This window comes from Streptomyces cyaneofuscatus (assembly GCF_000718135.1).
Lineage (GTDB): Bacteria > Actinomycetota > Actinomycetes > Streptomycetales > Streptomycetaceae > Streptomyces > Streptomyces cyaneofuscatus.
Genome location: NZ_JOEM01000112.1, coordinates 1 through 226 on the forward strand (window position 1 = coordinate 1; position 226 = coordinate 226).

At 67.3% G+C, this 226-nt stretch carries 1 protein-coding gene; it reads left to right on the forward strand.

The window, feature by feature from the left end; translation table 11 throughout:
* On the forward strand, positions 1-226 hold a 226-nt coding region (locus IF17_RS01000000137005; RefSeq protein ID WP_032773250.1), incomplete at both ends, for a carboxyl transferase domain-containing protein.

A 226-nucleotide genomic window follows, 5' to 3' on the forward strand; every position in this document is an offset into this window, starting at 1 on the left:
GGCATACGGAGGCGCGTACATCGTCATGGACTCCCAGTCCATCGGGGCCGACCTCACCTATGCCTGGCCCACCAACGAGATCGCGGTGATGGGCGCCGAAGGTGCGGCCAACGTCATCTTCCGCCGCCAGATCGCGGACGCCGAGGACCCCGAGGCGATGCGTGCGCGCATGGTCAAGGAGTACAAGGCCGAGCTGATGCACCCCTACTACGCGGCCGAGCGCGGT